The sequence below is a fragment of the Streptomyces sp. NPDC088252 genome, from assembly GCF_044740965.1.
Taxonomy (GTDB): domain Bacteria; phylum Actinomycetota; class Actinomycetes; order Streptomycetales; family Streptomycetaceae; genus Streptomyces.
This window is the reverse complement of the sequence record NZ_JBIURS010000014.1, coordinates 159,693-185,498: the sequence shown is the minus strand read 5'-3', so window position 1 is coordinate 185,498 and position 25,806 is coordinate 159,693. Positions and strand designations below refer to the sequence as shown.

The 25,806-nt window shown below is 68.4% G+C and carries 20 protein-coding genes; 6 read left to right on the top strand and 14 right to left on the bottom strand.

The features are described 5' to 3' along the window. Positions 1 to 163: 163 nt before the first annotated feature. Entirely contained in the window at positions 164 to 2,707 is a 2,544-nt protein-coding gene (locus ACIOHC_RS27240) for an FHA domain-containing protein (protein ID WP_389637973.1), read from the bottom strand. Positions 2,708 to 3,083: 376 nt separating this feature from the next. On the opposite strand from ACIOHC_RS27240, the gene serB reads away from it, so the two are divergent. Beyond that, positions 3,084 to 4,340, top strand: a complete 1,257-nt coding sequence (gene serB / locus ACIOHC_RS27235; RefSeq protein WP_351083731.1) for a phosphoserine phosphatase SerB — start codon at positions 3,084 to 3,086, stop codon at positions 4,338 to 4,340. A gap of 183 nt (positions 4,341 to 4,523) precedes the next feature. Here serB and ACIOHC_RS27230 read toward each other — a convergent pair whose 3' ends face one another. The 4 genes from ACIOHC_RS27230 to ACIOHC_RS27215 form a co-directional block, all read right to left on the bottom strand. Further along, positions 4,524 to 5,042, bottom strand: coding sequence for a histidine phosphatase family protein (locus ACIOHC_RS27230; protein ID WP_365693285.1), 519 nt, complete (start codon positions 5,040 to 5,042; stop codon positions 4,524 to 4,526). Between the two features lie 74 nt (positions 5,043 to 5,116). After that, on the bottom strand, positions 5,117 to 5,323 hold the full coding sequence (locus ACIOHC_RS27225; protein WP_351083727.1) for a hypothetical protein: 207 nt from the start codon (positions 5,321 to 5,323) through the stop codon (positions 5,117 to 5,119). 147 nt (positions 5,324 to 5,470) lie between these two features. Further along, positions 5,471 to 5,590, bottom strand: a complete 120-nt coding sequence (locus tag ACIOHC_RS27220) for an SGM_5486 family transporter-associated protein (RefSeq protein ID WP_351083725.1) — start codon at positions 5,588 to 5,590, stop codon at positions 5,471 to 5,473. Between the two features lie 17 nt (positions 5,591 to 5,607). Beyond that, complete coding sequence (locus ACIOHC_RS27215; RefSeq protein ID WP_401844324.1) at positions 5,608 to 6,912, bottom strand: CynX/NimT family MFS transporter; 1,305 nt, start codon at positions 6,910 to 6,912, stop codon at positions 5,608 to 5,610. Between the two features lie 178 nt (positions 6,913 to 7,090). Here ACIOHC_RS27215 and ACIOHC_RS27210 point away from each other — a divergent pair, with 178 nt between their 5' ends. Continuing rightward, entirely contained in the window at positions 7,091 to 7,765 is a 675-nt protein-coding gene (locus tag ACIOHC_RS27210) for a FadR/GntR family transcriptional regulator (RefSeq protein WP_401844322.1), read from the top strand. 55 nt (positions 7,766 to 7,820) lie between these two features. On the opposite strand, the gene ACIOHC_RS27205 is transcribed toward ACIOHC_RS27210, so the two are convergent. The 6 genes from ACIOHC_RS27205 to ACIOHC_RS27180 all read right to left on the bottom strand — a co-directional run bounded on the left by ACIOHC_RS27205 (position 7,821) and on the right by ACIOHC_RS27180 (position 14,578). Next, positions 7,821 to 8,198, bottom strand: a complete 378-nt coding sequence (locus ACIOHC_RS27205; RefSeq protein WP_351083719.1) for a hypothetical protein — start codon at positions 8,196 to 8,198, stop codon at positions 7,821 to 7,823. A 169-nt stretch (positions 8,199 to 8,367) separates the two neighbouring features. Then, positions 8,368 to 9,135 carry an enoyl-ACP reductase FabI gene (gene fabI, locus ACIOHC_RS27200; RefSeq protein ID WP_351083717.1) on the bottom strand — a complete coding sequence of 256 codons (768 nt, stop codon included), beginning with the start codon at positions 9,133 to 9,135 and terminating at the stop codon, positions 8,368 to 8,370. A 5-nt stretch (positions 9,136 to 9,140) separates the two neighbouring features. Next, positions 9,141 to 9,860 carry a 3-oxoacyl-[acyl-carrier-protein] reductase gene (gene fabG, locus ACIOHC_RS27195; protein WP_351083715.1) on the bottom strand — a complete coding sequence of 240 codons (720 nt, stop codon included), beginning with the start codon at positions 9,858 to 9,860 and terminating at the stop codon, positions 9,141 to 9,143. 272 nt (positions 9,861 to 10,132) lie between these two features. Continuing rightward, the gene (locus ACIOHC_RS27190; protein ID WP_401844319.1) at positions 10,133 to 12,289 is read right to left on the bottom strand and encodes an AIPR family protein; all 2,157 of its coding nucleotides are present in this window, start codon (positions 12,287 to 12,289) and stop codon (positions 10,133 to 10,135) included. A gap of 48 nt (positions 12,290 to 12,337) precedes the next feature. Continuing rightward, positions 12,338 to 13,843 (bottom strand): class I SAM-dependent DNA methyltransferase, encoded by a 1,506-nt coding sequence (locus ACIOHC_RS27185; protein WP_401844317.1) that lies wholly within the window; start codon positions 13,841 to 13,843, stop codon positions 12,338 to 12,340. 264 nt (positions 13,844 to 14,107) lie between these two features. Further along, a complete protein-coding gene (locus ACIOHC_RS27180; RefSeq protein WP_401844315.1) occupies positions 14,108 to 14,578 on the bottom strand; it encodes an ATP-binding protein in 471 nt (156 codons plus the stop codon). A gap of 148 nt (positions 14,579 to 14,726) precedes the next feature. Between ACIOHC_RS27180 and ACIOHC_RS27175 the strand changes: the two genes are divergently transcribed. Further along, positions 14,727 to 15,593, top strand: coding sequence for a DUF5753 domain-containing protein (locus ACIOHC_RS27175; RefSeq protein WP_401844313.1), 867 nt, complete (start codon positions 14,727 to 14,729; stop codon positions 15,591 to 15,593). Further along, positions 15,590 to 15,811, top strand: coding sequence for a DUF397 domain-containing protein (locus ACIOHC_RS27170; RefSeq protein ID WP_401844311.1), 222 nt, complete (start codon positions 15,590 to 15,592; stop codon positions 15,809 to 15,811). Before ACIOHC_RS27175 ends, ACIOHC_RS27170 begins: the two co-directional genes overlap by 4 nt. Before the next feature lie 66 nt (positions 15,812 to 15,877). On the opposite strand, the gene ACIOHC_RS27165 is transcribed toward ACIOHC_RS27170, so the two are convergent. The 3 genes from ACIOHC_RS27165 to ACIOHC_RS27155 all read right to left on the bottom strand — a co-directional run bounded on the left by ACIOHC_RS27165 (position 15,878) and on the right by ACIOHC_RS27155 (position 22,664). Further along, positions 15,878 to 17,500, bottom strand: coding sequence for an N-6 DNA methylase (locus ACIOHC_RS27165; RefSeq protein WP_401844308.1), 1,623 nt, complete (start codon positions 17,498 to 17,500; stop codon positions 15,878 to 15,880). Positions 17,501 to 17,508: 8 nt separating this feature from the next. Then, a complete protein-coding gene (locus ACIOHC_RS27160; protein WP_401844306.1) occupies positions 17,509 to 18,801 on the bottom strand; it encodes a restriction endonuclease subunit S in 1,293 nt (430 codons plus the stop codon). A gap of 179 nt (positions 18,802 to 18,980) precedes the next feature. Then, complete coding sequence (locus ACIOHC_RS27155; RefSeq protein ID WP_401844304.1) at positions 18,981 to 22,664, bottom strand: DEAD/DEAH box helicase family protein; 3,684 nt, start codon at positions 22,662 to 22,664, stop codon at positions 18,981 to 18,983. 221 nt (positions 22,665 to 22,885) lie between these two features. Between ACIOHC_RS27155 and ACIOHC_RS27150 the strand changes: the two genes are divergently transcribed. Beyond that, the gene (locus ACIOHC_RS27150; protein WP_401844301.1) at positions 22,886 to 24,409 is read left to right on the top strand and encodes a TldD/PmbA family protein; all 1,524 of its coding nucleotides are present in this window, start codon (positions 22,886 to 22,888) and stop codon (positions 24,407 to 24,409) included. Continuing rightward, positions 24,406 to 25,800 (top strand): metallopeptidase TldD-related protein, encoded by a 1,395-nt coding sequence (locus tag ACIOHC_RS27145; protein WP_401844300.1) that lies wholly within the window; start codon positions 24,406 to 24,408, stop codon positions 25,798 to 25,800. The genes ACIOHC_RS27150 and ACIOHC_RS27145 overlap by 4 nt, the downstream gene beginning before the upstream one ends. The last annotated feature ends 6 nt before the right edge of the window (positions 25,801 to 25,806 follow it).

Here is a 25,806-nt window from a genome sequence, read left to right as displayed (position 1 = left end):
CCCCGCCCCGGGTCCGCGCCCCACCACCACCCAACCCCGGTCGACCGCGGGGCGCCCCCCCCCCGCCCCGCCCCCCCGGCCCCCCCCCCCCCCCCCCCCCGGGGGGGGGGCCCCCCCCCCGGGGGGGGGGCCCCCCCTCCGGTGTTCCGTGCCGTGCTCGCGCCTACTTGCGCATGACCTCCGGCTCGTGGCGGCGCAGCAGTCGCGCGACCGCGATGCCGCAGATGATGCCGAGCAACAGCAGCACCGAGATGTTGATCCCCCACTGGCCTGCCGAGTGCTCCCACAGCGGGTCCAGGTCGGTCGGGTTCTTCGGGTCCCACGGCGCCATGAGGTGGGAGAGGTCGAGCGTCGTGCCCGCACCGGCGATGGCCCAGCGGGACGGCATCAGCCAGGCGAACTGCTCCAGGCCGGGCGATCCGTACACCTGGAAGAGGATGCCGGTGAAGACGACCTGGACGATCGCGAACATGACCAGCAGCGGCATCGTCTTCTCGGAGGTCTTCACCAGCGAGGAGATGACCAGGCCGAACATCATCGAGGTGAAGCCGAGCGCGGTGATCGTCAGGCAGAGCTCGACGGCCGGCGGCATGATCAGGCCCTCTGCGGGCAGCTCGCGGGTGGAGAATCCGATGCCGCAGATGATGACGCCCTGGAAGGCCGTGATCACGCCGAGGACGATCACCTTGGACATCAGATAGGCGGAACGGGAGAGACCGGTGGCCCGTTCCCGTTCGTAGATGACGCGTTCCTTGATCAGTTCTCGTACGGAGTTGGCCGCGCCGGAGAAGCACATGCCGACCGCGAGGATCAGCATGATCGTTCCGGCGGCGCTGTTGAACCGGGACGGCGGGTCCGGCGGGGCCAGGCCGAACTTGGCCGGGATGACCACGCTGACGATGCCGAGCACGGCGGGCAGGATCACCATCAGGCCCATGAAGCCCTTGTCGGACGCGATCACCGAGACGTATCGGCGCATCAGTGTGAACAGCTGAGCCGTCCAGCTCTGCGGCTTGGGCGGTCGCAGCTGCTGTGGGGGCGACATGTGCATGGGCTGCGGGGCGACGGCGTCGATGTCCGCGGCGTACATCTGGTAGTGCTGCGAACCGCGCCAGCGGCCCGCCCAGTCGTAGTCCCGGTAGTTCTCGAACGCGGAGAAGACATCGGCCCACGTGGTGTAGCCGAAGAAGTTGAGCGCTTCCTCCGGCGGGCCGAAGTAGGCGACGGAACCGCCCGGCGCCATGACGAGCAGCTTGTCGCAGATCGCCAGCTCGGCCACGGAGTGGGTGACGACGAGGACCGTACGGCCGTCGTCGGCCAGGCCGCGCAGCAACTGCATGACGTCGCGGTCCATGCCCGGGTCGAGGCCGGAGGTCGGCTCGTCCAGGAAGATCAGCGACGGCTTGGTGAGCAGCTCCAGGGCCACGGAGACACGCTTGCGCTGGCCGCCGGAGAGCGAGGTGACCTTCTTGTCCTTGTGGATGTCGAGCTTGAGCTCGGCGAGGACTTCGAGGATCCGGGCCTCTCGCTCGGCCTCGGTGGTGTCCGCGGGGAAGCGGAGCTTGGCCGCGTACTTGAGGGCCTTGGTGACGGTGAGTTCCTTGTGCAGGATGTCGTCCTGCGGGACCAGACCGATGCGCTGACGCAGCTCGGCGAACTGCTTGTACAGGTTCCGGTTGTCGTAGAGGACGTCGCCCTGGTTGGCGGGCCGGTAGCCGGTGAGCGCCTTGAGCAGGGTGGACTTGCCGGAGCCCGACGGGCCGATGACCGCGATGAGCGACTTCTCCGGGACGCCGAAGGACACGTCCTTGAGGATCTGCTTCCCACCGTCGACCGTCACCGTGAGGTGGCGGGCGGAGAAGGAGACCTCGCCGGTGTCGACGAACTCCTCCAGCCGGTCACCGACCAGGCGGAACGTCGAGTGACCGACGCCGACGATGTCGTTCGGCCCGATGAACGCGGAGCCGGACTTCGAGAGCGGCTGACCGTTGACGTAGGTGCCGTTGTGGGACCCGAGGTCACGGATCTCGAAACGGCCGTCGGGGGTCGCGTGGAACTCGGCGTGGTGGCGCGAGACCTGGAGGTCGGAGACGACCAGTTCGTTCTCCAGCGCACGACCGATGCGCATGACACGGCCGAGGGCGAACTGGTGGAACGTGGTCGGGCTGCGGTCGCCGTAGACCGACGGCGCCCCCGCGGCACCGCCGGGCCCGCCCGCGCCGGGCGTGTTCGCCCTGCCCTGCTGCTGAGGCACATGGGGCTGCTGGGGCTGCTGCGGCTGCCCCTGAGGGGCCTGCTGCCAGCCCTGCTGCGGCTGATGTTGCTGCGGGACGGGCGCCTGCTGGCCGGGCCAGCCGGCGCCACCCTGCTGGGGCTGCTGGACGGGGGCCTGCGGTGCGCCCGCGGCGGCACCGATGCTCAGCCGCGGTCCGTCAGTGGCATTGCCCAGGTGCACGGCGGAGCCGGGCCCTATCTCCAGCTGCTGGATGCGCCGCCCCTGCACATAGGTGCCGTTGGTGCTGCCGTGGTCCTCGATGAACCAACTCCGGCCGCCCCAGCTGATCGTGGCATGCCGCCACGACACCCTGGCGTCGTCGATCGTCAGGTCCCCCTGCGGATCGCGGCCCAAGGTGTACGACCTGGACGGATCGAGCGTCCAGGTCCTGCCATTCAATTCCAGTACGAGTTCCGGCACTCCGCGCCCCACTAGTTGTCCCCCGTGTTACCCCCGTTGCAGGGAGTCTAGGGATGCTGAACATCGTGGGGAACTATTCCAGGAGCAGTCCCGGATACGAAAGTCGGGCGGGGTGAAGGCCCTGCCGGGACCTGCGGCGTCGCGCCGTCGCCCGGGAGGAACGGGAACGGAGAGTGGTAAGCGACCATGACTCGATATGAACCATGAGTGAACGGGTCATTACGGGATGTACCTTCCGGTCGGGCCGGAGCCCGGTCGCCGGACGAGCCCGCGTGCGTGCCGTCCGTCGCCGCCCGCACGCTCGGGGCGGGGCCGGGTGGCGGCACGCTGTCCGACCCTCGGGACGGAGCGCCGGTGCCACTAGGCGGACCGATACGGTGGGAGCACCATGAGCGCATCTCAGCCACCTCAGTCCTCTCCGTCTCCTGAGCCCCCTGAGTACCGTCAGGGGGCGGACACACCCACCCTTCTCGTGAAGATCTTCGGGAAGGACCGCCCCGGGATCACCGCCGGGCTCTTCGACACCCTCGCCGCCTACTCGGTCGATGTCGTCGACATCGAGCAGGTCGTCACCCGCGGCCGCATCGTCCTGTGCGCGCTGGTCACCACCCCGACCGCGGGCGGCACCACCGAGGGCGACCTGCGGGCCACCGTGCACAGTTGGGCCGATTCCCTGAAGCTGCAGGCCGAGATCATCTCCGGTACGGGTGACAACCGGCCGCGTGGCTACGGACGTTCCCATGTGACGGTGCTCGGGCACCCGCTGACCGCGGAGTCGACCGCCGCCATAGCGGCCACGATCACCTCGACCGGCGGCAACATCGACCGCATCTTCCGGCTCGCGAAGTATCCGGTCACCGCGGTCGAGTTCGCGGTGTCCGGTGCCGGGACCGAGGAGCTGCGGACGGCGCTGGCGACGGAGTCCGCCGGGATCGGTGTCGATGTGGCGGTCGTGTCGGCCGGGCTGAGCCGCCGGGCGCAGCGACTGGTCGTCATGGACGTCGACTCGACGCTGATCCAGGACGAGGTCATCGAGCTCTTCGCCGCCCATGCCGGCTGCGAGGACAAGGTCGCCGAGGTGACCGAGCAGGCGATGCGCGGCGAGCTCGACTTCGAGCAGTCGCTGCACGCACGGGTGGCGCTGCTGGCGGGGCTCGATGTGTCGGTGGTGGACAAGGTGCGCGCCGAGGTGCGGCTGACGCCGGGCGCCCGCACCCTGATCCGTACGCTGAAGCGGCTCGGCTACCAAGTGGGCGTGGTTTCGGGCGGGTTCACCCAGGTCACCGACGATCTGAAGGAACGGCTCGGGCTCGACTTCGCCTCTGCCAACACCTTGGAAGTGGTCGACGGCAAGCTCACCGGACGGGTCGTCGGTGACATCGTCGACCGGGCCGGCAAGGCCCGGCTGCTGCGCAGTTTCGCCGCGCAGGCAGGGGTGCCGCTGGCACAGACCGTGGCGATCGGTGACGGTGCGAACGACCTGGACATGCTGAACACCGCCGGGCTCGGGGTGGCCTTCAACGCCAAGCCGGTGGTCCGCGAGGCCGCGCACACCGCGGTGAACGTGCCGTTCCTGGACACCGTGCTGTATCTGCTCGGCATCACCCGTGAGGAGGTCGAGGCCGCCGACGGTCTCGTCGACTGACGCCCATCCGCGTACGCGCGAACTCGCGTAGCAGCAGGGCCCCGGTGGTTTCCGCACCGGGGCCCTGCTCGTACATACGACGGAGGGAGCCGTACGGCGGCGCGGGCCGTGGCCCTGCTCGTACGACACGGGAGACGCACGACGGCGAAGCCGTTCGGCAGCACGGGCCGTGCCACGGCGGGATCAGTCGTTGGGCGTCCAGTACTCGACCAGCTTGCCCACCCCGTGCTCCACGCCCTTCCAGGAGCCGGAGAACTCGACGACGGCGAAGGCGGCGGTCGGGAACCCTCCGCGGTTCATCCGGGCCAGGGCGTCGCCCTCGGCCGATTCCGAGAGGGCGTCGGCGACGGCGTGCATGCCGGGGTTGTGGCCGACGACGAGGAGATCGCGCACATCGTCGGGGGTTTCGTTGATCAGGGCGATCAGCTCGCCGAGGGACGCCTCGTACAGTCGCTCCTCGTACACGGTCCTGGGTCGGTGCGGCATCTCGTGCACCGCCAGTTTCCACGTCTCTCGCGTCCTGGCCGCCGTCGAGCAGAGGGCCAGATCGAGGACGATCCCGGAGTCGACGAGCTTGCGGCCCGCGACGGGGGCGTCCTTGCGGCCGCGCTCCGCGAGTGGCCGCTCGTGGTCCGAGTCCTGCGACCATTCCGCCTTTGCATGTCTGAGAAGGACGATCCTGCGAGGTGTATCGACGCTCATACACCTCAGCTTCGCACGAAACGCGCCGCCCGTCGCAGGGTGTTGAAGGGCTCGGGCGGTGGGCGGGAGCACCGTCAGCGGGTCACGAAGGCCACGATCCGCTCAAGCAACCGGCCGACCGCGGGGTCGGTCGTCGCCGCGTGGGCCTCGCCGGATCCCACGATCATCAGCAGCAGCGCGGCGAACCCGATCGCGGGCAGCGCGACGGCCCACCACGGCAGCCGGACCTCGACGGTGCCCGTGGCCGGGTGGGTGGTCCGGGTGTGCGTACGGGCCGACATGTCCGCCTCCGTGGGTCGTCGGTTCTGATACCTCGAACCTACGGACGCGGCGGCGCCGGTCCCATCCGGTGACCCACCCACTTCACCCTGACCCTGGCCCCCTAGGGGATGGTGGGGCCGGCCCCACCATCGGCCGCCGGGCGCGGGTCAGGGTGATGCGACCGTGGCGATCACCGAGATGATCACGGTGACCAGCAGCATCGCCCCGAGTACGAGGAGGAGCTTCTTCTGACCGTTCTGCGGATTCGGGTCGAGCACAGGAGACATGGGCCCAGTCTCGCATCTCAGCATTCGTCCTCGATCGTCCGGTCCCGTCCCGCCAGGGTTCCGGCCACCATCTGCGGCACCATGAGTCCCGCCATCAGCGCGATCGGCAGCCCCCAGCCGCCGCTGTGCTGGTGGAGCACGCCGACGAGCAGTGGCCCCGGAATCGAGATCAGATAGCCGGTGGACTGCGCGAAGGCGGACAGCCTGACCACTCCGGCGCCACTGCGGGACCGCATGCCGATCATGGTCAGGGCGAGCGGGAAGGCACAGTTCGAAATGCCCAGCAGCAGTGCCCAGGCCCAGGCCCCGCCGGCGGGTGCGAGGTACAGGCCCGCGTATCCGATGAGGCCGCACGCGCCGAGGACGACGACGATCGGGCCCTGGTTCTTCATACGGGCGGCGACCCGGGGGATGACGAAGGCGAGCGGCACACCCATCGCCATGGTCACGGCGAGCAGGACGCCCGCGGTGCCGGCCGAGACCCCGGCGTCGCGGAAGATCTGCGGCATCCATCCCATGGTGATGTACGCGGCCGTGGCCTGCAGGCCGAAGAAGCAGGCGAGGCCCCACGCGGTACGACTGCGGACGATCTTGAGTGCCGGGGCTTCCTGATGGTGGGCGGCGGTCTGTCCCGCGGCACGGCGCCGGTCCCGTACCAGCGGGATCCACGGCAGGACCGCGGCGGCGGCGAGCACGGCCCAGATGCCGAGGCCCGCCTTCCAGCTGCCCCCCAGTGCGTGGGTCATGGGCACGGTCAGGGCGGCGGCGAGCGAGGTACCGAGGGCCAGGGACATCGAGTAGAGCCCGGTCATGGAGCCGACGCGGTCCGGGAACCAGCGCTTGACGATCACCGGCATCAGGACGTTGCTGACGGCGATGCCCATGAGCGCGAGGGCGCTCGCGGCGAGGAAGCCGGCCGTACCGCCCACGAGCGGCCGGATCACCAGACCCGCCGTGATGGCGATCATGCCGGCGCAGACGATCGCACCCGGCCCGAAGCGGCGGGCGAGGCGCGGCGCCATGACACCGAAGACCGCGAAGCAGAGCGGCGGTACGGAGGTGAGGACGCCGGCGACGCTGCCACTCATGTGCAGGCCGTTCTGCACCTCTTCGAGGAGGGCGCCGAGGCTGGTGATGGCGGGGCGGAGATTGAGCGCGGCGAGCACCAGCCCGACGGCGACCAGTCGGAGCAGCCACGGGGAGGCTTCAGGGGCGGTCCGCATGGCCTGTGCGGCGTGCGGGGCCGGGGTGTTCGTGGGGGTGTCCACTGCGGTGGCGGGGCTCAGGGTCCGGGTCTGCGGCCGGGTCTCGTCGTCGGGCATGGGGTCATCATAGAATCATGGGATGATTGATTGTCCAATCCTTCGAACTCTGCTCTGAGACCATGCACTCCCGGCAGAACGCCCCCGTACCCCTCTCCCCTCCCCACACACCGAGTACCGAGCACCCCCATCACCCAGTGACCCCAGTCATTACCCAGCGACCCGAGCAAGGAGCACCATGGCGCTGACGTCACCACGACGTTCGGCACTCGCCGACCAGGTGATTGCCCAGCTGAGGAATCAGATCACCTTGGGCGAGTGGCCCGTGGGTTCGCGGATTCCCACCGAGCCCGAGCTGGTGGAGCAGCTGGGGGTGGCCCGTAACACCGTCCGCGAGGCCGTCCGCGCGCTCGCGCACAACGGCCTGCTCGACATCCGTCAGGGTTCGGGCACCTATGTCGTCGCCACCAGCGAACTGGCCGGGGTGATGCACCGCCGCTTCGCCACCGCCGATCCGCGCCATGTCGCCGAGCTGCGCTCCACCCTGGAGTCGTCGGCCGCGCGACTGGCCGCCGCACGACGCACGGAGCGGGATCTGAAGCAGATGGACGCGCTCATGGCACGCCGGGAGGAGACCTGGGCCGCGGGCGACGCCGAAGCGTTCGTCGCGGCCGACGCGACGCTGCACCTGGCCGTGGTCGCCGCCTCGCACAACGACGTGCTGACCGGGCTCTACGCCGACCTGGGCGATCTACTGCGCGACTACCTCAGGGGCGACGTCGGCCATGAGCTGGGGCCGGAGAGCCTCATGGACCACGGCCGGCTGGTCGAGGCGATCCGGGCGGGGGACGCGGAGACGGCAGCGGCCGAGGCGGCGAGTCATGCGCTGAGCTGTCTGGTGGACCGGGTGTGAGGCGTCACGTCCAGGCGTGCGGAGAGAACGTCACGGAGAACGCCGCAGAGGGCATTCAGACGGAATCCTGAACCCGGTGTGTGACCCAGACGGTGCCTATTTCCTTCCAGCAGCGGTCGTCGATCCGAACCGTCTGCCCCGGTCCCACGTCGACCGGGGTGGCGTCCGCGTCTATGTCCCACCAATGGCGGCACTCGGTGTGCAGCTGCACGCGGTCGGTGGACGGGTACGGGTTGTGGCAGTAGGCGACGACCCGGGAGCCCTGGACCGAGGTACGGCATTCGGCGCCGGAGGGTTCCGGGGTGGGTGCGGCGGGTGCGGGCGCGCCGGCTCCTGACCGCCCCGCCACGGATATGCCCACAGGGGCGGCAAGCGCGGCGACGGCCACCGAGCCGGCCAGCAGAATCCGGGTTCGGCGACGTGTGGAGCGCACAGCGATCTCCTCCCCGCAGCCTGACAAGAAGTCCGGTTCCCACCACATTCTGCGGTGGATCGACCATCTTTTCGACTTGAGCGGCCCGGGGCCGGGCACGGACGCACGACGGCCGCGTACCGCCTGCTCAAAAGCGGTACGCGGCCGTGTCACAGCCTGTGGTGCGCGATCAGGCGCCCATCATGTGCACGCCACCGTCGACGTGGATGATCTCGCCCGTGGTCTTCGGGAAGAAGTCCGAGAGCAGGGCGACGACACCGCGGCCGGCCGGCTCCGGGTCCGCCATGTTCCAGGACAGCGGGGAGCGGGTGTTCCACACGTCCGCGAGCTCGGAGAAGCCCGGGATGGACTTCGCGGCCATGGAGCCGATCGGTCCGGCCGAGATCAGGTTGCAGCGGATGTCGTCCTTGCCCAGGTCGCGGGCGAGGTAGCGGGAGGTGGCCTCCAGCGCCGCCTTGGCCGGGCCCATCCAGTCGTACTGCGGCCAGGCGAACTGAGCGTCGAAGGTGAGGCCGACGATCGAGCCGCCCTCGCTCATCAGCGGCTTGCAGGCCATGGCGAGCGACTTCAGCGAGAACGCCGAGACGTGCATCGCGGTGGACACGGACTCGAACGGGGTGTTCAGGAAGTTGCCGCCGAGCGCGTCCTGCGGCGCGAAGCCGATGGAGTGCACGACGCCGTCGAGCGAACCGAGCTCGTCCCGGACCAGACCCGCGAGGCGGTCCAGGTGCTCCGAGTCGGTGACGTCCAGCTCGATGACCTTGGCCGGCTTCGGCAGCTTCTTGGCGATGCGTTCCGTCAGCGTGGGCCGGGGGAAGGCGGTCAGGATGATCTCGGCACCCTGCTCCTGGGCCACCTTGGCGGTGTGGAAGGCGATGGACGACTCCATCAGCACACCGGTGATCAGGATGCGCTTGCCGTCGAGAATTCCGCTCATGGTGATCAGTGACCCATGCCCAATCCGCCGTCAACGGGGATGACGGCTCCAGTGATGTACGACGCGTCGTCGGAAGCGAGGAAGCGCACCGCGGCGGCGATCTCCTCGGGCTGCGCGTAGCGGCCGAGCGGCACCTGGGACACGATGCCCTTGCGCTGCTCCTCGGTGAGCACCTGGGTCATGTCGGTGTCGACGAATCCGGGTGCGACGACGTTGAAGGTGATGTTCCGCGAGCCGAGCTCACGGGCCAGCGACCGGGCGAAGCCGACCAGACCGGCCTTGGAGGCGGCGTAGTTCGCCTGCCCGGCCGAGCCGAGGAGCCCGACGACGGAGGAGATGAGGACGACGCGGCCCTTCTTGGCGCGCAGCATGCCGCGGTTGGCACGCTTGACGACCCGGAAGGTGCCGGTGAGGTTGGTGTCGAGTACGGACGTGAAGTCCTCCTCGGACATCCGCATCAGCAACTGGTCCTTGGTGATACCGGCGTTGGCGACCAGTACCTCGACGGGACCGTGCTTCTCCTCGATCTCCTTGTAGGCCTGCTCCACCTGTTCGGCGTCCGTGATGTCGCAGCGGACGGCCAGAACGCCCGCCTCGGTGAGGATCTGGGGAGGCTCGCCCGAGCGGTACGTGATCGCGACCTTGTCGCCGTTGTCGGCGAAAGCGCGGGCGATGGCGAGGCCGATGCCCCGGTTTCCTCCGGTGACGAGAACCGAGCGGCTCAACGGATCACCCTTTCGATAGCGGTCTGGTACATCTGCAAACTATCGGTCCGAGCGACCGTACGGAGAATCGGGGCCTGACAGCGCCGTACGGCCCCCGCTGTCGGGTCCCTACAGAAAGAAGCCTCCATGGCCCCCTCTGGATGAAGGCGTCCAACGCGCCCCCGCGACTACGCTGGGTCACCCAGGTGCCCAGTGTGGGCGTGTCCATGAGATCAACGGTCGTCCTTTTCGTGCTCGGCCGGCAGACGCGCCACGGGGGCGGACCCTTGCTGTCACTCGGCGTCCTTTCCCTCCTCCATGCCGTCGAGGAGCCGCCGCGCGAGGACGGCGAGCGTCTCTCCGTCCTGGGTGGCCCAGCGGGCGGTGCCCTGGTTGGAGACGGGACGTCCTTCCCATTCGGCCAGTTCCCACATGCGTGCGATGAGACCGCTGGGCGAGTATTTGAGGCCGTCGGCGGCCCAGACGATCGGACGCGCTCGGTTGGTGTTGGTCCACTTCGCCAGTGCCCGGCGCGGGTTCGCGGCGAGCCACTCGGCCAGCGCGTCCTTCTCCGGCTGGAGGTACAGCGCCATGTGAAGGGGGGCGCCTTCGTCCAGAGCCCCGCTGTCGACGATCACATGCACGGCGTTGGGCCTGCGTCGCTTGCGTGGCTTGTTCTCCTGTCGCCGATACTTCGCGGCGGCGTCGCCGGCCTCGCCGCCTTCGAGGGACTCCAGGACCGCATTCACGAGCTCGGCGGCCTGCCCAGGGTCGGCGCACACGCGCTGGACACTCGTCCGGGTGCCCACCTCGTCGTCCAGAACCTGTACGAGGACGGGGACGACGCGCTTGACGAGATCGGGTACCTGCGCCGCCGCCTCGGCGGCCCATGCCAGTGACTGGTCCGGCTCCCCCATGCCGGCGTCCTGGGCGAGCAGCTGCCGGAGCACCAGGTGGGTGATGAGGAACGCACCGTCGTCGATGACCGCGGCCGCACGCCCGGCGTACTGCTCGCGTTCCGTACGCAGCGCCGTCCGCACCGCCCGTAGGACCTTCACCGCGTTCCAGGTCTCGTACACGCCCGGCACGGAGCGGAAGAGGGGGTCGTAGATGCCGCTGCTGCCCCGTTCCCACAGCACATCCGTAGAACCGGATGCAACGAGCCGTGCCGCGAACCGGCTGCCGGTGTGGGCGCAGGCGAGCGCGCACGCGGCTTCCACTACGGAGCAGCCCTCGTCGTCCTGCGGTTCGAGTTCGCTGCGGCGCACGCTGTAGACGAGGCCGAGTTCGGCGCGGAACTCGGCCATGAGCTCCGCCTGGACGGGGTCGAGGGCGATGCGGTCCCGTTCGGTGATGTGGTTCTGCCGGTTGGTGGCCTGGGTGGTCCGGTTGGCGAACTCGGCGTCGCCGCCGGTGACGATGAAGCGGACGGTGACCTGAGCAAGTTCGGCTTCCTCGGCTTGCTGAGCGGCGTCGATGACGGAGCGTACGGTCTGTGCGCCGTTCACCACGCTGGCGCCGTGGGCGGTGAGACGGACGGGGTGGCGCTCCGGGAACTTCTGTGACGCTGGCACCGCATCCATGGAGTCGCACAGGACCGTGACACCGTTGTTGAAGTACCAGAAGTGGGACGGCTCGTCGGTGAGGGTGTCCACCAGTTCCTTGTTGATGGGGGTCAGCCCCAGCGGGTTACGAATGTTACGGGCGAACAGCTCGTTGCCGTGCTCGGCCCAGCTCGCAATCTCTTCCGCCTGCACGATCCCCTCATAGGAGAGGTAGGGCGAGGACACACTGAACCAGGGGCTAAGCGTCACTTCCAGGGTGACGGGTTCGCTTCGCTGATCCTCGCGGATCAGCGCGTGTATCTCCGGAGCGTGCAGGAACCGGTGGTCGACGTAGTCGCCGTGGGAGTTGAACTCCTTCTCACCGTTCTCGATGGCCTGCCGTACGCCCGGCGCGGGCGGCTCGGTTCCCATGAGGGCGATCACCTGCGTGACCCGGGTCGCCTTCTCGCCGATGAGTTCGTGCGCCCGCTTGGCGAGGATCTGGCCGCGCGGGTTGAACTGGGCCGCCTCTCCGGAGTCGATGAGGGTCAGTCCCGCGAAGAGCTTCTGGACCGCGGTCTCGTCGGCCCTGGCCTTCCCGTTCGGGCTCCACTTGGCCTGTACAAGGTAGATGTGTGCCTCCGCCTCGTCGATGGCGATGGCGTCGATCCCCTGGTCCTGGCCGCCGTCGATGACGCAGTCGGCCGCCTGCTCGGGGGTCCATCCCGTCATGATCCGCACGGCGTGCGCCGCCAGGGCACGTGAGCGGAAGGCAGGTTTGGTCTGCTCCGGCGGCCGGTTGCCGAAGTCGCTCACATCGATGAGGCCGGTGTACGTCTCGTCGAAGGCACGCTCGGTCTGGCGGACCTGGGTGGGGACGTCGGGCTGCTGAGAGGTGGTGTTCACGGTCTTCCTGTCCGGTCGGCTGCGAGCGGTGAAGGGGGTACGGCGGTGTCAGCCGAGGGAGTCCAGGACCAGTTCGAAGCTTCGCTGCGCGTCGCTGAGGTGATCCACGATCGAGCGGGCGATGTCGCGCGGATCACCGAAGTCGTCTGGTGCGTCGGCGAGATCGGCCCTCAGATCGAGGCTGACGCCGGGACTGTCCAGTATCTTCCGCACGGCGTCACGGTCGTAGCGCTTGAGGCGGGACGACTCGATACGGCCGGAGAATCCTTCCTCCCCGGGCCGGTACGCCTCCAGGAACTCCGCGAAGTCGTCCTCGGTGAGAGGGTTCTCGGTGTCCGTGTGGTGGAGGTCACGGGCGTCGTACACCCACAGCTCATCAGTGTTCGGCTCGCCGGTCGGGCGCCGCACTGCCTTGGTGAAGAAGAGCACGTTCGACTTGGAACCGGTGTCGTGGAACATGCCCGTCGGCAGGCGCAGCAGCGTGTGCACAGTGCAGTTCTTCAGCAGCTCCCTGCGAATGGTGGCCGCCGCACCGCGGTGGAACAGCACACCGTCGGGGACGAAGACGGCCGCTCTGGCGCCCTGGGGCAGGGTGATGGCCAGGTGCTGGAGGAAGTTGGCCGGAAGCGTGGCGTTCTGCGCCCAGAAGTCGTCCCGCTGGTCGGTGTTCGTCTCGACGCTCTTGAACGGCGGATTGCAGATGGCGACGGTGGCGGCCACGTCCCGCTCGTGCCGTCGCACCAGCCGCTCCTTCACCTTGAGCGAGTCGGCGCGCAGGATCGGCGGGACGTCGTGGAACTGGCGCCCGGTATTGAGGAGCACGTTCATCGTCGCCAGGCGGCACATCTGCACGTCGATGTCGGCGCCGGCGATGGCGGAGGCGTCGACACGGTCCCCGTGTGCGGCCATCTCGCGGTGCGCGGCAATGAGGCTGGTGCCGGCCCCGACGGCGGCATCGATCACCCGGTCGTGCGGGGTGAGGGCGAGCGCCTTGGCTATGACCTTCAGCAGGTACGGCGGGGTGAGGAACTGGCCCGTCTCCCGCTTGGCCCGGATGTCGTCGCGGCAGTCGGCGATCATCAGGGAGAAGGCCGCGCCGAGTTCGTCCTGTTTCAAGTCTGACCAGCGGTACGGGTCGAACTCCTCGATGATCAGCCGTCCGAGTTCCGCCATCCTGTCCACGGGCCAGGGGCGGGAGTCCTGGAAGAGGACACTGGCGATGGCCCGACGGGGGTCCTGCGGGTTCGGCCTGCCGAGTTCCGCCATCAGCCGGGTGAGGGCACCGTGCAGATCCTCACCGCTGGCGAGTACGAGGTGCGGCCAGCTGTTTGCCGGGGCGATCGGCTGACTCGCGAACATCCCTGACCGCTGGGCGCGTTCGTGGTCGAGCTTGAGGAAGAGCAGATACGCGATGTGCTCGGTGAACTCCAGCCGGGTCAGAGCCTTGGCGCTGGTCTTCTGCTCGAAGAAGCGCTGCCAGCGCTCGAAGATCTCCTTAGCTGTCCAGTGCTCCTCCGGCCCTCTCGTCCCGACACCGTCGCGCTCCGCTGCCATACCCCACCCGTTCTCGTACGTCCCGGTCCGAGCGGATACGCCGTTGGGCCATCCCCCCGTCCGGCGCAGGCGCCGACCGCGGCAACGACAAAGGCTCCGAGAGCACACCAGACTGGTCGACCGGACCGCAGGCGATCAACTCCTCCTTATCGTAGGCACAAGTCGACACCGGTACGACGAGATAAGGTCACGGGACCGTCCGGACGTACACCGCCGAGCGCGGGCGGCTTCGCACGGCGGGGGGATCCGGGGCAGCGGCTCCCGTCAGAGCCCGGACTCCCTCTCGGCGGGGATCCGGCAGCGCACCTGCTTCCCGACCGGCGTGCCCGCGACCCGCCACCCGGGCGCGAGCAGGTCGATCAGGGGCAGCCCCCGCCCCGACTCCGCCTCGGGATCGTCCAGCCGTACACCGCCCAGCACGGGCATCGCCGCCTGGTAGGGGTCGTGCAGCCTGACCCGAACACCTCGCTCCGCTCCACCACCGCACCCCTGCGGCGGCTCCACGGCCACCTCGGCGACGAGCGGCACGAAGTCGCCACAGGCACGAACCGCGTTCCCGAACAGCTCGGACATCACCAACTGCACGGCGTGCGCCTGCCCTTCACCCACTCCGGCATCGGCGAGCGTCTTGCCGATCAGGGCACGGGTGGCGCGGAGATGGTCGGGGGTGGCGGAGAGATGGAGGACGAACCCGGTGAGGGTGGAGGTGTGGTACCAGCCGAGGGAGTGGGGCATGGAGGCTCCTGCGTCGAGGTGAACTCTGCTTGCACTGCGCTGACTTGAGAGTGCCCCGCCATTGCCGCGAATCGCAACCTTTCTACCCTAACGGGTGACACTTTCGATTCCTTGCCTCCTGGCATCGGCTGAATGGCACCATGTCTGCATGCCGAACGCCCCACTGGCCCCCACCGTCAGGCGTCGCCGCCTCGGAGGAGCACTGCGCAGGCTCCGCAACGAGGCCGGCCTGAGCCTGGACCGCGCCGCCTCTGCCATGACATGGCAGAGCCCGAAAATGTCGAAGATCGAGAATGCCGTGCAGGCGATCCGGCCCGCTGACCTGGACAAGCTGCTCACGGTGTACGGAGTGAGTGACCACGAGATCCGTGGGGTTCTGGAGCAGCTGCGGAACGACGCCGCGAAAAAAGGGTGGTGGCAGGCTTATTCACAAGTCGTCAGCCCTCTGTACGCGGACTACATCTCGTTGGAGACGGACGCCGAAGTGGTGTGCTCCTGGTCGCCACTCCTGATTCCGGGGCTGCTGCAGAGCGCCGCCTACGCGCGCGAGACGATCGCCGGGATCACCACCACCCGGAGCGCCGAAGAGATCACCGCACTGGCGGAGGTGCGCATGGCTCGCCAGTCCGTGCTCAGCAGACCGGGCGCCCCTCTGGAGTTCTGGGCGATCATCCACGAGGCAGCCCTGCACCTGAGATTCGCCAGCCGACCCGCCACCATGCATGAGCAGCTGCGCAGACTGCGTGAGACAGCAGAACTTCCTAATGTGACAGTTCAGTTGATGCCCCTCAGCGCGACGCCTCATCCCGGGCTTGAGGGCGGCTTCTCACTCACCAAGTTCCGGGCACCGCTGCCGAGCGTCGTCCTCTTGGAGAACCCTGGAGGAGCCACGTACGTTGAAGGCGAGGACGCAATCCCCTTCGAGCGGGCGTACGAGCGCATTCGCGCCACGGCCTTGCCCGTTGAGGACTCACTCGTACGCATCGCCGAGTTGGAAGAAGGCTTCCGGAAGTGACCGACCGCAAGACTGAGCTGTACGAACTGGACCTCGGTGGCGCCTTCTGGCGCAAGGCGGCAGCCAGTGGAGCCGAGAACGACTGCGTCGAGGTCGCCGAACTGCCGCACGGCGCACGGGCTGTACGGGACTCGAAGAACCCGGATCGGGAACCGCTGCGCTTCACCGCGTCGGAGTGGGCCGCGTTCCGGGCCGGTGTGATAGCGGGCGAGCTGTGAGCTCGTAGAGGAGGGTACGACGGCGGGCCGGTGGTTCTCGGAGAACCACCGGCCCGCCGTTCCTGTCTACTTGTCGTCGGCCGACGGCGCGTCCTTCTTCAGGGCCCGGACCACGGCCGTGAACTCGGCCAGTGCCACCTCGAGTTCGTCGACGATCTCCTGCGCGATCACGTCCGGTGACGCGTACTTCGTGCTCGCGGCGGTGTCGGACCTGAGGACCGCAAGGTCGAGGTTGACCTTGTCCCGGGCGATCAGCTCGTCGTAGTCGTACGGGCGGAACCGGTCGCTCGGGGTGCGCTGGGTGAAGTCCCTGCCGCCGGAGTGGTAGGCGGCGACGAAGTCGTCGAGGTGCCGTCGGCCCAGCTGGCGCTGCTTGAGCGTGAAGCGCTGGTCCGTACGGAAGTCGTAGACCCAGAGCTTGCGGGTGCCGGGGCGGCCTCCGGAGCGCTGGCCCGTCTTATCGAAGAACAGGACGTTGGCCTTGACGCCGTTGGCGTAGAAGATGCCAGTGGGCAGGCGCAGGAGGGTGTGGACGTCGCAGAGGTTGAGCAGGTTCCTGCGGATGCTCTCACCAGCACCACCCTCAAAGAGGACGTTGTCGGGGAGGACGAGGGCGGCTCGGCCGTTGGTCTTCAGCAGGTTGTAGATGTGCTGGACAAAGTTGAGCTGCTTGTTGGTCGTCTGCGCCCAGAAGTCGGTACGGGCGGTGTACGACTCACCGGTCACCGAGCCGACGCCGAAAGGGGGGTTGGCGAGCACGATGTCGTAGTGCCGCTTCGGGGGGCGGGCCAGGGAGTCCTGGATGGTGATGAGTGGCTTGGCCTCGGAGTTTCCGATGCCGTGCAGCAGCATGTTCATCAGGGCGAGCCGGCCGGTCTCGCGGACGAGTTCGTAACCGGTGATCGCGCCGGTCTGGAGGGCCCGGCCCTGGTCTCCGTAGAGCTCGTTCTCGTAGTTCTGGACGAGGTGGGCGTGCGCCGCGATGAGGAAGCCGCCGGTGCCGCAGGCCGGGTCGGTGATGGTCTCGCCGGGCTTCAGCTGCACGCAGTCGACCATGGCGTCGATAAGTGGGCGGGGTGTGAAGTACTGGCCCGCGCCGGTCTTGCGGTCCTCGGCACCGCGCTGGAGGAGACCTTCGTAGGCGTCGCCCTTGAGGTCCTGGTTTTCGGTGGTCCAGGTGTAGGGATTGATCAGATCCTTGATCAGACGTTCGAGGACCGCCGGTTCCTGGATCTTGTTCTGCGCCTTGGTGAAGACCTCCCCGAGCATGGTGCCGCCGCGCTGGCCGAGGTCCTTGAGGATGAACTCGTAGTGGTCGAGCAGCGCTTCGGCTGACCGGGTCATCAGGCTCTTCCAGTCCCGGCCCTCGGGTACGAGAGGCTTTTCGGGGGCGTTGCGCCGGAAAATGGCCGGGCGGTTGGCGCGCTCGTCGGCCATCTTCAGGAAGAGGAGGTAGGTGAGCTGCTCGACGTAGTCGAGCGTGGAGACGCCGGAGTGGCGGAGCAGTTCGCAGTACGACCAGAGACGGTTGACGAGCGTCGAGGTCGAGGTCGAGGCCGGGGCGGCGGGAGTGGCCTTGGTCTTGGACTGGGCCCCTGCTGTGTGGGGGGTGGTGGCCACGCCGGATGCCGACGAGGTCACCACGCCGGCGGGGCTCGCGGGGGTCGGCTTCTCGGTACTGCTGCTCATGATCGTGCTCACAGGGGAAGTGCTTCCTGGGTGCCGGAGGGAACCGGTCGGCCGGAGGTCTGGGGAGCGGCCGGGGGTGTCGTACGGGGGGCGCGCTTACGCTTGGCCGGCTTGGCGCCGCAGGCCCGCTGGGCGCGGATCCGGTCGAGGAGGACAGAGGCGGGCTCGTCGTCGGGGTTCTGGGGGACCAGGGTGCCGGTGAAGGCGGCGTGGAGGAGGGCGTTGCGAAGCCGTGCAGCTTCGCGAGTCTGTTCGTCCAGCTGCCCTTTCAGCGGGCTCACCAGACTCACCGTATCCGCAATGGCCGCCGCCACACCTTTCTGCTCCGCACCTTTAAGAGGAATAGGAATTCGAGCAGAGCGAACGGTTGCCTGCGAGATGTTCCGCATCGAGTCGCTGGTTCCTGTCGCTGCCGCAGAATACTGGGATCGCACTGGTCGTGACGAGAGGACTTCGATGAGCCAATTCCTGTCAGTCCCGTCTTTTGGCACCAATCGCAGGCTCTTGTCACTGAGCATCAGCTTGACACGAGTAGCACCGACCAAGACTGGAGCACCAACGTAGTCAACGGTGTTTGCGCGACTCACGAGAATATCGCCGCTATGGATCTCGTAGTCAGGATTTGGTTCACGTTCGAGCGGCAATGCCTTATTTTCGTCCGCCCTGAACTCACCCCAAGTCATAGCGCTGACCTTGATGACACCCCACTCATCATCACAAGCTGGCCTCGGAAGACAGGTGAAAGATTTCCCAGCTTCAATTCTTTCGAGAACATCCCCTACAACACCCCATGCCCACCCTTCCGGGAGCAAATCCCCATCTGCTTGCCAGACACCTCGCGAACGCACAGCCTGGATAAGATCTTCAAACTTCTTGGCAGCCAGGCCCAAAGCTGCCTCCCCCACCTCAAGATGCGCCAGCTGATCTTCCAACTTGGCAACGATGCGGTGCTGTTCGACGAGGGGTGGGACGACGATCACGGTATCCAAGAGGGCCTTACGGGATACGCTCGCCTGGTTCACATGGTTGTTCAGGATCGACTTGAAATACCCAGTGGCCCACATATGGTGCAACTGCGTGGCCAGGAACTTCCCATCCATTCCTTCCGGACCACGCAGCCGCGTCATGTGGTTCGAGAAGGCGAGCGGCTCGATTGAATCCACCCACGCCGTCTTTCCGACCAGCGCTGGACTGTTCGTGTTATTGAAAAGAACATCGCCCCGTTCAACGCGCCTGTCAGATTCATCAACGACGTAACGCGCATCCCGGGTGTCCAGCATCCCATTACGAGTAATGTTCATTGGACGAAGATGAAGGATTCCAACACCATCGCGGTTGTGCTTACCGCTGGCAAACCCTGGTTGGACCTCGACGCCCAATTCCCCGAGCGTCGCCCGGACCCACCCCACAGGAAGCCCCTCCGTGACATCCCTCTCAGAACCCGAGCCCCCCGGCTCCGGCCCCGTACCCGAGTCGGTTGTCACGCGCTCAGCTCCCTGTCCAGTTCAGTGATGATGTGTTCCGCCCGCGTCCCCCCGAATTCGGCGATGAAGCCGTCCGTGCCGTTGTGCGAGGTGAAAGGGGCATAATCGAGGTCAGCGGTGTCGAAGCGTACACGTCTGGCAGTCGCCTCGGCGATGTGGTCGAGCCACCAGCATTGTCGTTCCGTGAACCGGGTGCCCGTCTGCTCCTGGCGGGTGATCCAGGCCTGATAGCGCTCACGCACAACCTCCTCGTGCGGGCGGGGGGCCGGTGCGCCCCGCTCGGCGCCGCCCGCGAGTTCGTAGCGGAGCAGGGCCAGCAGGTCAGGGGCCGTATGTGTGCGGCGGGTCCCGTCGGTCGCTGCCTCGCCGAGCTTCTCGTACGCCTGCCAGAGCTTGTCCGGGGTCCAGGCGCGCGGTGGGCGGGCGATGCTGCGGGCCACGTCGTTGAGCGTGTTCATGGCGACGCTCGGCGGCACGTCGGAGCCGGCGCTGAACGCGATGGACATGGCCGCGATCTCGTCGCGGTTGTCGGCGATGTACTGGCGCCAGTCACGGACCGTCCTCGCCGCCGTGTCCTCGTCATCGGCGACCGCGCCCGCACGGAGCAGTTCGTCCACGCCGTTCTCGTCGTAGAGGATGTCCTTCGCGCGCCGCATCTCCAGCAGTCGGGCACGCAGCGGTGGCTGGGCGGCGAGCGGCTGCACGGCACGCTCGATGAGGTCGCGTACCGCGCGCTCGGGATCGCGGCCCGCGCGCTCGGCGGCCTCCCGGGCTTCGAGCTGCCGGTCGGCCGAAACAGCGTCGACCATCTTGTGAACGATCTTCGTCAGTTCCAGTCCGCCGCTCAGGCGCTGGATCTCGGCCCGCTCCTCGTCCGTCATCTGAATATCGAGTTTGGCGAGGCGGGCCGCGAGGGTGGAGACCTCCTCCTCCTCGATGGTGTTCGCGGCGGTCTTACGAAGCAGCTTTTCCAGGCTGATTTGTTTGTCGGTGTGGCGTTCCAGCGGCGCCGCGTCGACCTTCGGTTTCTTTGTCACGCCGACCGCGTCGACGATCACGAAGCGGGTTTTCGGCCCGACACCGGGGGTGACCTTCTCGAAATCCGTGAGGGAGAGCGTGCGGGCGCCGCGGCCCTTCATCTGCTCGAAATATGCCCAGCTCTTGACGTCCCTGAAGAACAGCAGACATTCGAGCGGCTTGACGTCCGTCCCGGTGGCGATCATGTCGACCGTGACCGCGATGCGCAGGTCGGGAAGGTTGCGGAAGGCCGCGAGGCGCTCGGCGGCGTTGTGGGCCGCACTGGTGATCTTCGCGCAGAAGTCGTTGCCCTTGCCGAAGACGTCCCGGATGACTTCGACGATCTCCTCGGCGTGGTTGTCGTTCTTGGCGAAGACCAGTGTCTTGGGCACGTACATCTCGTCCCACAGCAGAGCGCCCGTGTCCGGATGGTGTCTGGCCCGCTCGGGGAAGATCTCCGTGAACAGCCGGTCGCGGAAGGTCTGGACGACCGTGCGCAGCTGGTCCTTGCTGATGACTCCGACACCGACCTGACGGGCGCCGTACTCGATGTCCTCGTCGATGTCCTCGTAGCGCTGGCGGCGCGTGCGGCGGTCGCGGACCGGGATGGTGCCCTGCGCGATGACTCCGCCCTCGGCGGTTATCCGTGTCTCGATCTCGTAGACGGAGAAGTCGACGTTGACGCGGTCGGCCACGGCCTCCTGGTACGAGTACTCGCTGACCAGGTTGGCGTTGAAGTAGCCGAAGGTCTGGGCGACGGGGGTGGCGGTGAGGCCGACGATGGGGGCGTCGAAGTATTCGAGGACGGAGCGCCACTTGCCGTAGATGGAGCGGTGGCACTCGTCGACGACGATCAGGTCGAAGGCCTCCGGGGGGATGTTCGCGTTGTAGCCGACCTCGATGCCGCCCGGCACCTCGATGTCGTAGCCGGTCTCCCCCTCCCCCCGTTCGGTTCCCGGCAAGATCGCGCCGGTGAGTTCCATGTAGAGGCGCTGGACGGTGGAGATGACGACCTTGGAGGAGGCGAACATGCCCTCCGCGCCGAGGCGCTGGACGTTGTAGAGGTCGGCGAACTTGCGGTCGGTGTCCGGGGTCCTGAAGTTCTCGAACTCCGCGAAGGCCTGTGCACCGAGGTTGTTGCGGTCGACGAGGAAGAGAACGCGCTCGGCGCGTGCGTGCTTGAGGATCCGGTACGAGAACGTGACGGCCGTGAACGTCTTGCCGGCGCCGGTGGCCATCTGGACGAGGGCGCGGGACTGCCCCATCCCCTGCTGGCCCTTGCCCAGGGCTAGCGAGTTCTCGACACCCCGTACGGCTTCGATCTGTGCTGGCCTCAGGGGGCGTATGTCGAGTTCGGGCATGCGCCGTCGCAGTCTGGCCCGGTAGCTGGGGGCCTGCTCGTCCTCCTCGGCCTGGCGGACCCAGCGGACCAGTGTGCGCGGCTGGTGGAAGGAGAAGATGCGGCGAGTACGGGAGTCCGGGTCGAGGACGGACCGGAAGCGGGTCTCGCCGCCGTCGCTGACGTAGCGGAACGGGAGCGGGGTACGCCAGGCGGTAAAGCGCTGCTGGGCATCGGTGGGATGGTCGGCGTAGCGGTCGGCCTGGGCCTCCGCGGCGGACAGGTCGGCGCCCTCGCGCTTGGCCTCGATGACGCCGACGAGCTTGCGGTCGACGTAGAGTGCGTAGTCGGCGCGGCCCCGGGCGGTTTTGACCTCGCGGACAGCCACACCGTTGCCCCGCCAGTCGCCCTGGACGTGGAGGTTGAGGTCGGCGCCACCGTCCTGGACGTCCCAGCCCGCCGCCGTGAGCATGGCGTCGAGCCGCTTGCGGACCTGCACTTCGGTGAGGGGTTCGCGGGATGCCTGCTCGGCGTTGTCGAGGAGGCGCGCGCGCTCGGCGACGGCGGCCGATGCGGCGGCAGTATCGGTGGCGCCTACGTGTCGGCGGCCGAGCTGTGCGGCCTCGGCGGCGGCCTGGAACTCCTTGACCTGGTGCTGCATGGCCGCGACCGCGCGGGCCAGTTCCTCGCGCTCGGCCTGGGCCTGGGCCAGCTCGCGCTCGACGGCACTGCGGGCGGCCTGCTCTGCCTGGGCCTGGGATGCCTGGTCGTGGTAGCTGAGGCGGGCCTCCTCCAGCTCCTTGCGGGCCCGGGCGACGTCCTGGAGCAGGCGCTCGTTCTCGGTGGCCGGGGTGCGGTCGGGGCTGGGCGGCACGAACGGCAGCTGCTCGCGCGAGCCGGTGAGCAGCCGGTGGTACCACGCTCCGAGGCGGAAGCAGGTACGCAGGGCGCGGAAGGCGTCGTCGGCGCTGTCGAGCCCCGAGTGATTCGCCTCGTTGCCGAGGGTACGGACCTCGTGGAAGGCGGAGCCCACGTCGCCGTGGAGGTAGCCCTCCCGGTCCAGGGCCCGCAGCCGGTCGAACTGGGTGGTTCCCTCCACGCGGACCCGGGCCCGGCTGATCAGGTCGGCCGCCATGGCCTCCGCGAACTGGCGGCACTTGACCAGGGAGGTGTTCGGGTCGGTGAAGACATGGCTCTCGGCGGCGGTTCCGTACGCGACGAGCAGCGGAAGGTGCGGCAGCAGGAACCCGAAGTTGCGAGACTTCCCGGCCAGGCGTACGAGTTGGGGGTCTGGCGCCTGAGACACCCCGTCAGCGCTGCTCATGGGTTGGTACCGCCTTTCCAGGAGTACGAAGGTCACCGCTGCTCATACGGTGTGATCACCCATCGAGCCTAACCGGCGACCGGTCCTTGCCGCTGGTTCTTCTGCCGCACGATTCCGACCGCCGTGATCTGGTTCCCGCCACCGTCGAAAAGCCACGCCAGCACGTTGGCAACATGGTTCACTCACCCGGACCGCGCCATGACTACAAGGGGAGGCCACACATGGCCAATGAGATCGATCCATCGTTCACGGCCCTGCCCCTGCGGGCCCTCGCCGACGCGGCGCTCGCCCGCGCGCGTGCGCTGGGGGCCGTACATGCCGACTTCCGTTTCGAACGGGTGCGCAGCGCGTCCTGGCGGTTGCGGGACGCCCGGCCCGCCGGGACGTCGGACACCACCGATCTCGGCTACGCGGTGCGCGTGGTGCACGGCGGGGCGTGGGGGTTCGCGTCCGGCGTGGATCTGACGATGGACGCCGCGGCGAAGGTGGCCTCGCAGGCCGTCGCCATGGCGAAGCTGTCGGCGAAGGTGATCGCGGCGGCCGGGTCCGACGAGCGGGTGGAACTGGCGGACGAGCCGGTGCACGGTGAGCGGACCTGGGTCTCTGCCTACGACGTGGATCCCTTCGACGTACCGGACGAGGAGAAGGCGGGGCTGCTCGCCGAGTGGAGCAGCCGGCTCCTGGGCGCCGAGGGTGTCGCGCATGTGGACGCCTCCCTGATGACCGTCCACGAGAACAAGTTCTACGCGGACACGGCGGGCACCGTCACCACTCAGCAGCGGGTGCGGCTGCATCCGCAGCTCACCGCGATCGCCGTGGACGGGACCACCGGCGAGTTCGACTCGATGCGGACGATCGCCCCGCCGGTGGGCCGCGGCTGGGAGTACCTCACCGGGACCGGCTGGGACTGGGACGACGAGCTGGAGCGGATTCCCGGACTGCTGGCCGAGAAGATGCGGGCGCCGAGCGTCGAGGCGGGGACGTACGACCTGGTCGTCGACCCGTCCAACCTCTGGCTGACCATCCACGAGTCGATCGGCCACGCCACCGAGCTGGACCGGGCGCTGGGGTACGAGGCGGCGTACGCCGGGACCTCGTTCGCCACCTTCGACCAGCTGGGGAAGCTGGCGTACGGCTCCCCCGTGATGAATGTGACGGGCGACCGCACCGCCGAGCACGGGCTCGCGACCATCGGGTACGACGACGAGGGCGTCGAGGCGCAGTCCTGGGACCTGATCAAGGACGGGACACTGGTCGGGTACCAGCTGGACCGGCGGATCGCGAAGCTGACGGGTCTGGGCCGTTCCAACGGCTGCGCGTACGCGGACTCGCCCGGCCATGTCCCCGTGCAGCGGATGGCCAACGTGTCGCTGCGGCCGGATCCGGGCGGGCTGTCCACGGAGGATCTGATCGGCGGGGTGGAGCGCGGGATCTACGTGGTCGGCGACCGGTCGTGGTCGATCGACATGCAGCGCTACAACTTCCAGTTCACCGGGCAGCGGTTCTTCCGCATCGAGAACGGCAGGCTGGCCGGTCAGCTGCGCGATGTCGCGTACCAGGCGACGACGACGGATTTCTGGGGCTCGATGGAGAAGGTCGGCGGCCCGCAGACCTATGTCCTGGGCGGCGCCTTCAACTGCGGCAAGGCCCAGCCGGGCCAGGTCGCGGCCGTCTCGCACGGCTGCCCCTCCGCCCTCTTCCGGGGCGTGAACATCCTCAACACGACGCAGGAGGCCGGACGATGAGCCGCGTCAGCAAGCCGCACGAGATCGTCGAGCGGGCGCTCGAACTGTCCACCGCAGACGGCTGCGTGGTCATCGCCGACGAGGAGTCGTCCGCGAATCTGCGCTGGGCCGGCAACGCGCTCACGACGAACGGGGTGACGCGTGGGCGGACGCTGACCGTCATCGCGACCGTCGACGGTGCGCAGGGCACCGCGTCCGGTGTGGTGTCCCGGTCCGCGGTCACCGCCGACGATCTGGAACCGCTGGTGCGGGCGGCCGAGGCCGCCGCACGCGGGGCCGGTCCGGCGGAGGACGCGCAGCCGCTGGTCGCCGGGGTGCCCGCGTCGCCCGATTTCACGGACGGGCCGGCCGGGACGGGCTCGGACGTCTTCGCGGAGTTCGCCCCGGCGCTGGGCGACGCCTTCGCCCGTGCCCGGTCCGGCGGCCGGGAGCTGTACGGCTTCGCCCACCACCGGATGACCTCGACGTACCTCGGTACCTCGACGGGGCTGCGGCTGCGGCACGATCAGCCGAACGGAACGCTGGAACTCAACGCCAAGTCCCCCGACCGGACCCGTTCGACCTGGGCCGGCCGCTCCACGCGCGATTTCAAGGACGTCGACCCCGCCGAGCTCGACGCCGAGCTGGCGCGGCGGCTGCGCTGGGCCGAGCGCCGTATCGAACTGCCCGCCGGGCGGTACGAGACGCTGCTGCCGCCGACCGCCGTGGCCGATCTGCTGGTCTACCAGCTGTGGTCGTCGACGGCACGGGACGCCGCGGAGGGCCGGACGGTGTTCTCCAGGCCGGGCGGCGGGACCAGGATCGGCGAGACGCTGTCCGAGCTGCCGCTGTCGCTGCGCAGCGACCCGCACGCACCGGGCCTGGAGTCGGCACCGTTCGTGATCGCCCATGCCTCCGGGGACGGTGCCTCCGTCTTCGACAACGGTCTGCCACTGGCGTCGACCGACTGGATCCGGGACGGCCGGCTGGAACATCTGACGACCACCCGCCACACGGCGGGGCTGACCGGGCTGCCGGTCGCGCCGGCGATCGACAACCTGGTGCTCGAAGGCGGGGGCGAGCGGTCCCTGGAGGAGATGGTGGCCGCGACGACCGGCCGCGGGCTGCTGCTGACCTGCATGTGGTACATCCGGGAGGTCGATCCGGCGACGCTGCTGCTGACCGGGCTGACCCGCGACGGGGTGTACCTCGTCGAGGACGGCGAGGTCGTCGGGGAAGTGAACAACTTCCGGTTCAACGAGTCGCCGGTGGACCTGCTGTCGCGGGCCACGGAGGCGGGCCGTACGGAGAAGACGCTGCCGCGCGAGTGGGGCGACTGGTTCACCCGGGCCGCCATGCCCGCGCTGCGGATCCCGGACTTCAACATGAGCTCGGTGAGCCTCGGCGTGTGACCCGCC

What these genes read in the sequence shown, in the direction of transcription:
- serB (WP_351083731.1), top strand. Translation starts at nt 3,084, where the DNA reads ATGAGCGCATCTCAGCCACCTCAGTCCTCTCCGTCTCCTGAGCCCCCT.
- ACIOHC_RS27230 (WP_365693285.1), bottom strand. Translation starts at nt 5,042, where the DNA reads ATGAGCGTCGATACACCTCGCAGGATCGTCCTTCTCAGACATGCAAAG.
- ACIOHC_RS27225 (WP_351083727.1), bottom strand. Translation starts at nt 5,323, where the DNA reads ATGTCGGCCCGTACGCACACCCGGACCACCCACCCGGCCACGGGCACC.
- ACIOHC_RS27220 (WP_351083725.1), bottom strand. Translation starts at nt 5,590, where the DNA reads ATGTCTCCTGTGCTCGACCCGAATCCGCAGAACGGTCAGAAGAAGCTC.
- ACIOHC_RS27215 (WP_401844324.1), bottom strand. Translation starts at nt 6,912, where the DNA reads ATGCCCGACGACGAGACCCGGCCGCAGACCCGGACCCTGAGCCCCGCC.
- ACIOHC_RS27210 (WP_401844322.1), top strand. Translation starts at nt 7,091, where the DNA reads ATGGCGCTGACGTCACCACGACGTTCGGCACTCGCCGACCAGGTGATT.
- fabI (WP_351083717.1), bottom strand. Translation starts at nt 9,135, where the DNA reads ATGAGCGGAATTCTCGACGGCAAGCGCATCCTGATCACCGGTGTGCTG.
- ACIOHC_RS27185 (WP_401844317.1), bottom strand. Translation starts at nt 13,843, where the DNA reads ATGGCAGCGGAGCGCGACGGTGTCGGGACGAGAGGGCCGGAGGAGCAC.
- ACIOHC_RS27180 (WP_401844315.1), bottom strand. Translation starts at nt 14,578, where the DNA reads ATGCCCCACTCCCTCGGCTGGTACCACACCTCCACCCTCACCGGGTTC.
- ACIOHC_RS27175 (WP_401844313.1), top strand. Translation starts at nt 14,727, where the DNA reads ATGCCGAACGCCCCACTGGCCCCCACCGTCAGGCGTCGCCGCCTCGGA.
- ACIOHC_RS27165 (WP_401844308.1), bottom strand. Translation starts at nt 17,500, where the DNA reads ATGAGCAGCAGTACCGAGAAGCCGACCCCCGCGAGCCCCGCCGGCGTG.
- ACIOHC_RS27160 (WP_401844306.1), bottom strand. Translation starts at nt 18,801, where the DNA reads ATGAACATTACTCGTAATGGGATGCTGGACACCCGGGATGCGCGTTAC.
- ACIOHC_RS27155 (WP_401844304.1), bottom strand. Translation starts at nt 22,664, where the DNA reads ATGAGCAGCGCTGACGGGGTGTCTCAGGCGCCAGACCCCCAACTCGTA.
- ACIOHC_RS27150 (WP_401844301.1), top strand. Translation starts at nt 22,886, where the DNA reads ATGGCCAATGAGATCGATCCATCGTTCACGGCCCTGCCCCTGCGGGCC.
- ACIOHC_RS27145 (WP_401844300.1), top strand. Translation starts at nt 24,406, where the DNA reads ATGAGCCGCGTCAGCAAGCCGCACGAGATCGTCGAGCGGGCGCTCGAA.